The following is a 6830-nucleotide window of genomic DNA, read 5'->3' on the forward strand; positions in this document are numbered from 1 at the left end:
ATCGCCCCCGCTGCCGCGAACCCTCCACCAGCCTGTCGGCCCATGACGAGAGTTTCCAGATGGGCCTGCTGGAGGCGGTGGCGGAGGTCGCTGCCGACGGGTGGACAGTCGGGTTGATCGCCTACGACCTGCCCTTTCCGGAGCCGCTGAGCACGGTCCGCCCCATCGCCGGAGCCTTCGGCACCGCCCTGGTCCTGACACCGCAGGCGACCGGCCGCTGCCTCGCCTGTCTCGACATCGAGCTGTCGCGTGGGAACCGGCCGGTCAGCCGCATGGCCGACGTTGGACTGGAGGCTCTGCGCAGCGGCAATCCGACTGCCCGCGCCCTGCCGCTGCTGGCGGCGCTCGCGCGCGTCGTTGGCGGCGGCACTCCGGAAGCGGTGGTGCTCGATCTGCCGCCAGGCAGCCAATTGGTGATCCGGGTCGGTGCGCCATGCCGATGACCCGCGACGGGCTCGCCGCCCTGATCCCCCATGCCGGGGCCATGTGCCTGCTGGACGGTGTGCTGTCCTGGGACGGCGGCCGCATCCGCTGCATTGCCCGCAGCCACCGCGCGCCGGATAATCCGCTTCGTCATGCCGGGCGTCTGGCCGCACTGTCCGGGGTCGAATATGCGTCCCAGGCGATGGCGGTGCATGGCGGGCTGACGGCCGGCGGCCACCGTCCCGCTGCGGGCTATCTCGCCAGCCTGCGCGACCTCGTCTGCCATGTTGCCCGGCTCGACGATGTCCTGGAGGATCTGGTGATCGATGCCGAAAATCTGACGGGCGAGGGCAGCCGTGTGATCTATGCCTTCTCCATCGCCGCCGCTGGCCGCGAGCTGCTGAGCGGCCGGGCGGCAGTGGTGATCGATGCCGGAAACGCGGATGGCAGGGCAGCATGAAACGCGCACTCGTCACCGGCGGCAGCGGCGCGCTGGGGGCCGCGATCTGCAAGGCGCTGGCGGCGGAGGGTCACCATGTCCTCGTGCATGCCAATGGCTCCCCCGCCCGTGCCGAAATGCTGGCGGCCGAGATCGCCGCGTCCGGCGGATCGGCCGCAGCGGTGGCCTTCGACGTGACCGATGCCGAGGCCACGGCCGATATGCTGGAGCGGGTGCTCGACGCCGGCCCCATCCAAATCCTGGTCAACAATGCCGGCATCCATGACGACGCCGTGATGCCAGCGATGCGGCAAGAGCAGTGGAGCCGCGTCATCGACGTGTCGCTGAATGGCTTCTTCAATGTGACGCAGCCGCTGCTGATGCCGATGATCGGCACGCGCTGGGGCCGGATCGTCTCGGTGTCGTCGGTGGCGGCCATTGCCGGCAACCGCGGCCAGACCAATTATGCCGCAGCAAAGGCCGGGCTGCACGGCGCGACCAGATCGCTGGCGCTGGAACTGGCCCCGCGCGGCATCACGGTCAACGCGGTGGCGCCGGGCATCATCGCCTCACCGATGGCCGACGCTGCCTTCGACGCCGACATGGTCAAACGGATGGTGCCGATGAAGCGTGCCGGTCGGCCGGAGGAGGTGGCGGATCTCGTCGCCTTCCTGGCCTCCGACCGTGCCGCCTACATCTCCGGCCAAATTATCTCGATCAACGGAGGAATGATCTGAGAGGACGGGAGCGGACCCGGCGGATGATCAACATCGGCAGCCGGCCGATGAAACCCAGCATCAGCCTTGTGTGCATCCAGGTCAGCAGGGCGTTGTCCCGGACATAGTTGAAGTGGGAAACGCCGCCCTCCTCTGCCTTGAAATAGCGGACCGGCGCCGGGAGGTTGATGGTCGGCAGCCCCAGCCAGCACAGCCGGACCGCCGCCTCCGGATCGAAGTCGAAGCGCCGCATCCACGGATTGCGCCTCATCACCGCGCGCAGCGGCTCGATCGGATAGACGCGGAAACCGAACAGCGAATCGCCGATCCCGCCCCACAGCGTTTCGAGATTGGCCCACCAGTTGGAGATCTTGCGACCGCCCACACGAAGGCGCGGCGCACCGGCATCGAACACCGGGCGGCCCAGCACCAGCGCATCGGGGTTGGCCAGCGAAACGCCCTGGAACTGCGGGATGCGGTCGGCCGGATGCTGGCCGTCGGCATCCATGGTCAGCGCATGGCTGAAGCCGCGGCGTTCCGCTTCCTCCAGCCCATGCAGCACCGCCGCCCCCTTGCCGCGATTGACCGGCAGCTCCAGCACGCGCAGATGCGGATCCTCCGCCGCCATCGCCCGCAACTCCTCCGCCGTGCCGTCGGTGCTGCCATCGATGACGACCCAGACCGGCGCCCACTGCGCGCGGGCCGCCCGCACCGTCTCGAACAGTTTCGGGCCGGTGTTGTAGCTGGGGATCAGAACAAGATGACTGGATGAGACTTCGGTCTTCACAGCTCCGCCCTATAATGACGCTCCAGATCCTCGACCATCCCGCGCACATCAGTCGGCGGATCGAAACAGCGGCCGAGGCGGACGGTGTAGACCAGCGGAAACTCCGGCTTGCGGAACAGCGGCCAGCCTTTGCCGAGGAAATTGCTGTTGGCCTCGATGAACACGGTCTGCACCGGAACCCCCGCCGTCTTGGCGATCAGCGCGAAGCCGCCCTTCAGCGCATTGACCGGCGCCCGTTCCGTCCGGGTGCCCTCGGGGAAGATCAGCAATCGATGGCCGGCGCGCACCCGGTGCGCCGCCATCTTGACCAGCGCGTTGGGCGCGTCGTTGCGGATATAGCCGGCCATCCGCGCCCCACCGCCGAAGAAGAGGTTGTCGTAGACCGGGGCCTTGGCGATGCAGACGACGTCCGGCAACCGCGAGATCAGCAGCACGGCATCCATAATCGACGGATGGTTGGGGCAGATCAGCAAGCCGCCGTCACCCTTCAGCGAATCCAGCGCCGACAGGTCGGTCCTCAGCACCCCGCAGGCCCGTAACGTGCCAAGATAGAGGCGGAATCCCGTCCCGATCGCCTGCCGCCCGAGCGGCCCGGCGATCCGCCGCGGCAGGAGCGGGCCGATGAGCGCCGCCGTCAGGCTCCAGGCCAGCGACATCAGGCCGAACAGGAACAGCAGGCCGTAGAACAGGGGATAGTCCAAGGCCCGCCGGACCGCGCCAAGAATGCCTAGACCGCGTCGCCCACCGGGGTGCGCACGTTCTGCCGCCGTTTCCGCCATGCCATGTAGTTCCTTTTGAAGTCCAGCAGGGCGTTCAAGTAATAGATCGCCTTGAATATCTTCAGCCGCGTCTTGATCGGCGACGGACGGAAGACGTCGCCGGCCAGAAGCGACAGCAGCGCCTCCTCGACCCGAAAGACGTTGCGCGGTCCCATGAACAGATTGCGCAAGGCCGGCGTCGTCACCCGGTAGATGTACCAGGAGAAGGTGCCGATCCCCTGGCGGACGGTCTGCTCGAACCGCTTCAGCACCTGCTCCTGCCCTGCCGGTTCGCGCAGGCAGGCATCCACCGCCTCGGCTCCCTCGAAGGCGCTGGTCATCGCCAGATAGACGCCGGTTGAGAACACCGGGTCGATGAAGGCGAAGGCATCGCCCAGCATGACGTATCCCGGTCCCGACATGCGGTCGGCCTGATAGGAGAAATTGCCGGTCCCCGTCACCGGGCCGGTCAGGTCCGCCCCCTCCAGCCGCTCCGCCAGCGCCGGGCACAAGGCCACGGTGTCGAGGAAGAAGCGGGTCTGGTCGGTCTTGCGTGTCTTGAAATAATAGGGCCAGCACACCGCCCCGACGCTGGTGGTCCCGTCCGCGAGCGGGATGAACCAGAACCAGCCATGGTCGAACCAGAAGACGGTGATGTTGCCTTCGGCCTTGCCGGGCCGTCGCTTGGCGCCGGTGAAATGGCCGAACATGGCGGCACTGTTGTGCTTGACGTTGCGCCGCTTGATGCCGAAGCGCGAGGCCAGCAGCGTGTCGCGGCCCGACGCATCGATCAGGAAGCGCGTGCGCAAGGTGCGGACGGTGCCATCCTCCTGCCGGGCGGTTGCGACGGTGCCGGCATCGCCCTGGATGTCGACATCCGTCACCTTGCAGCCTTCGATGACGGTGGCGCCCCTGGCGGCGGCGTTGCGGATCAGGATGTGGTCGAATTCCGACCGCCGGACCTGAAAGGCATAGGGCCTGGTCTTGTCCCAGGCATTGGCGAAGTCGAAGGTGACGGCCTTGCCGTGATAGGGCGACACGAACTCCGCCCCATATTTCATCATGCCGATCCGCTCCACCTCCTCCAGCACGCCCAGGCGCTCCAGCAGCGGCAAGTTGCAAGGAAGCAGGGATTCGCCGATGTGGAACCGCGGGTGATGGTCCTTTTCCAGCAGAACCACGCGATGCCCCTTCCCAGCGAGCAGCGCTGCCGCTGTCGACCCGGCCGGACCGCCGCCGACGACCAGAACATCACAATCATAGTCGGAACCGTTCGACATCATGGTCTTTGCCGCTCTCTCGCTCGTTCCGTTTTCGAGGTGTTCGACGTGGATTTCCGTTTCCGATGCCGCAGACCGGCGAGTCTGCGCCAAATTTACCGCATCCCATCGCGCGCAATCCAGGGACAAACTTCCGACACCGTCCTTTATTCGGGCCATATCCAAAATTGTATGGAAAATTATCCAAATTATTCCCTTCCTATCTTCAGTAAAATTATGGAAAGGTATTTTGTTTCAATCGTGACAATACAGCATAAATCCGCCATATTCCGCAAATTTAATTTGAGGTTTTCCACCATCTTAAATGATTACCCATTTGGTGACATGCGAACCCACTTGCCTGCCGAGGTTCTATACAGACAAGATGCCGCCGTCCTGAAACCAACCAACACAGTCGGAGATGCATGGTGCGGGTTTTGCCAATGACGCTTGCCGTTGTCGCCTGCGCGCTGTCGGCGATCCTCTGAATGCCGAGCCGGGCTGCCGCAAAAGATGCCGGCAGGCCGCTGTTCGAGATCGGCGCCGTACACGACAGTCTCGACTGCCCCCACACCGATTGGGCCGCTTCCAACCAAAGGAGGCACCGCAGTGCCGACCGAACCCGCTTCCCGCGTCGGCAGCGCCGTCGAGCCGCACCCGGTGCTGGATGGCTACTATGGTGGAAAGGCGCAACGGCAGCAGTTCGTCCGCGGCCTGTTCAACCGGACCGCCCACCACTACGACCGAATCAACGCCATCTTCGCCCTCGGTTCAGGCTCCTGGTATCGGGCACAATGCCTCAAGCGGGCGGGATTGCGGCCGGGCATGCGGGTTCTCGACGTCGCCATCGGCACCGGGCTTGTCGCGCGGGAGGCGGTGGCGCTCTGCAGCGATCCCGATGACGTGATCGGCCTGGATCTCAGTGAAGCGATGCTGGCAGAGGCGCGGCGCAACCTTCCGATCGCGCTGATCCAGGGGGTGGCTGATGCGCTGCCGCTGGCCGACTCCTCGGTCGATCTCGTCACCATCGGCTACGCGTTGCGCCATGTCGGCGACCTGACCGCCACCTTCCGTGAGTTCCGCCGCGTGCTGCGCCCCGGTGGAACCGTGCTGGTGATGGAGATCGGCCGTCCGCGACGCCCGGTCACCCGGCATCTGATGAACGCCTATCTCGGCATGGTGGTGCCCACGGTCTCCCGCCTCAGCGGCGGCGGCGAGAGCGGGCGGACGCTGATGCGCTATTATTGGGAAACGATCGACCGCTGCGTTGACCCGGAGGTCATCACCGCCGCAATGGCGGCGGCCGGGCTGGCTCAGGTGCGCTGCGACACCGACTACGACCTTTTCAAGAACTACAGCGGGAAACGGCCGGACGAAGCGGCAGCGTGATGGTGGCTCGACCTCGGATTGCCTGTTTTCACTACCCCTCTTAGGCGTTCTTCATCCGCCTTTGTCAATGCCGTCCAGGGGTTATCGGACTCATAGTCGCTCCTGCAGGGCAACAACCAGAACAGATTTGGTGGGGAAAGACATGATGGGGAAGACGACTTTGGCGGCATTGTCCGTGGTGGCTTTGCTGATCGGCTGCGCCGGACAACAGCAGGGTGCTGCGACCGGCAATGGAACCGCCAGTGGGACCGGCGCCACCGCCTCGGCCGTGCCATCGGCGTCGGACGCGCGGATGGTGAAGTCGCGCGACGGCCGCTACGAGGGCGAGGTGATCGGCACCCCTGCCACTGGCAGCCGTTTCGCCAAGCTGCAGATCGGCATGACGATGGAGGAGGTCTCGACCCTGATCGGCGCGCCGGACAACATGATCCGGCATGAGACCGGCAAACGCTGGATCCCCTTCTATTTCGGCAACGACGCCCAGCGTCTGCAGGTCATCTACCGCAACGAAGGCTGCCTGACCTACACCGGCGGCAACGTCTTCGGCGGCGGCGGGTCGGAGCTGATCCGCATCACCGTCGCGCCGAAGGGCGGTTGCCTGGACACTTGAACCCGGGGAGGCAAGCCGGGATCAGCCATCGATGAAGGCCTTACCTGAGACCCTGATCCGCCCCTGCCCCGCCTGCGGCAGCCACGACCGCAGCCTGCTCGGCGGACACTGACATGCACGCAGAGTCGTTCGAGGGCAAGTGAGGATCCGCAGACCAAGAAGGGCGCGGCTGTTGAACGCCGCGCCCTTTCAAAACCATCTCCCGAGCCGCGGGATCAGGCGTTGGTCAGCAGGCGGTTCTTCTCCACCGCGACCTGCTCCGTTCTTGCTGTGGCGATCACCGCCTTCTGGAGCTTCTCGAAGGCACGTACTTCCAATTGCCGGACGCGCTCACGCGAGACGTGGAAGGTCTGGCTCAGTTCCTCCAACGTCAGCGGCTCGTCCCGCAGGCGGCGGGCGACCAGGATCTGGCGTTCGCGGTCATCCAGCACGCCAGGCCCCAGCTTCAG

The 6830-nt window shown here is 65.6% G+C and carries 9 protein-coding genes; 5 read left to right on the plus strand and 4 right to left on the minus strand.

Going from position 1 to position 6830, the window contains the following annotated elements:
* The 3 genes from I71_RS12690 to fabG all read left to right on the plus strand — a co-directional run.
* The coding region (locus I71_RS12690) for a beta-ketoacyl synthase chain length factor (RefSeq protein ID WP_042695222.1) at nt 1-443 on the plus strand (443 nt) is incomplete at its 5' end.
* Nucleotides 434-883, plus strand: a complete 450-nt coding sequence (locus I71_RS12695) for a hypothetical protein (RefSeq protein WP_042695223.1) — start codon at nt 434-436, stop codon at nt 881-883. The genes I71_RS12690 and I71_RS12695, both read left to right, overlap by 10 nt.
* Complete coding sequence (gene fabG / locus I71_RS12700) at nt 880-1599, plus strand: 3-oxoacyl-ACP reductase FabG (protein ID WP_042695224.1); 720 nt, start codon at nt 880-882, stop codon at nt 1597-1599. Before I71_RS12695 ends, fabG begins: the two co-directional genes overlap by 4 nt.
* On the opposite strand, the gene I71_RS12705 is transcribed toward fabG, so the two are convergent.
* From I71_RS12705 to I71_RS12715, 3 genes are read right to left on the minus strand one after another with little or no spacing between them, the layout of a single operon-like run.
* Nucleotides 1580-2365 carry a glycosyltransferase family 2 protein gene (locus tag I71_RS12705; RefSeq protein ID WP_042695225.1) on the minus strand — a complete coding sequence of 262 codons (786 nt, stop codon included), beginning with the start codon at nt 2363-2365 and terminating at the stop codon, nt 1580-1582. The two genes, fabG and I71_RS12705, sit on opposite strands and share 20 nt — an antisense overlap.
* The gene (locus tag I71_RS12710) at nt 2362-3066 is read right to left on the minus strand and encodes a 1-acyl-sn-glycerol-3-phosphate acyltransferase (protein ID WP_199902167.1); all 705 of its coding nucleotides are present in this window, start codon (nt 3064-3066) and stop codon (nt 2362-2364) included. The genes I71_RS12705 and I71_RS12710 overlap by 4 nt, the downstream gene beginning before the upstream one ends.
* Nucleotides 3067-3092: 26 nt before the next feature.
* Nucleotides 3093-4406 (minus strand): NAD(P)/FAD-dependent oxidoreductase, encoded by a 1314-nt coding sequence (locus tag I71_RS12715; protein ID WP_042695227.1) that lies wholly within the window; start codon nt 4404-4406, stop codon nt 3093-3095.
* Nucleotides 4407-4991: 585 nt separating this feature from the next.
* On the opposite strand from I71_RS12715, the gene I71_RS12720 reads away from it, so the two are divergent.
* Together I71_RS12720 and I71_RS12725 are read left to right on the plus strand one after the other, a co-directional pair.
* Nucleotides 4992-5771, plus strand: coding sequence for a class I SAM-dependent methyltransferase (locus I71_RS12720; RefSeq protein ID WP_042695228.1), 780 nt, complete (start codon nt 4992-4994; stop codon nt 5769-5771).
* A 142-nt stretch (nt 5772-5913) separates the two neighbouring features.
* Complete coding sequence (locus I71_RS12725) at nt 5914-6381, plus strand: hypothetical protein (protein ID WP_042695229.1); 468 nt, start codon at nt 5914-5916, stop codon at nt 6379-6381.
* 215 nt (nt 6382-6596) lie between these two features.
* Here the strand turns inward: I71_RS12725 and I71_RS12730 are convergent.
* A partial coding sequence (locus I71_RS12730; RefSeq protein WP_042695230.1) for a sigma factor-like helix-turn-helix DNA-binding protein occupies nt 6597-6830 on the minus strand: 234 nt, incomplete at its 5' end.

The sequence above is a fragment of the Azospirillum sp. B506 genome (genome assembly GCF_000333595.1).
Taxonomy (GTDB): domain Bacteria; phylum Pseudomonadota; class Alphaproteobacteria; order Azospirillales; family Azospirillaceae; genus Azospirillum.

Coding starts and splice junctions, on each gene's coding strand:
- I71_RS12695 (WP_042695223.1), top strand. CDS start 434: ATGCCGATGACCCGCGACGGGCTCGCCGCCCTGATCCCCCATGCCGGG.
- I71_RS12715 (WP_042695227.1), bottom strand. CDS start 4,406: ATGATGTCGAACGGTTCCGACTATGATTGTGATGTTCTGGTCGTCGGC.
- I71_RS12725 (WP_042695229.1), top strand. CDS start 5,914: ATGATGGGGAAGACGACTTTGGCGGCATTGTCCGTGGTGGCTTTGCTG.
- fabG (WP_042695224.1), top strand. CDS start 880: ATGAAACGCGCACTCGTCACCGGCGGCAGCGGCGCGCTGGGGGCCGCG.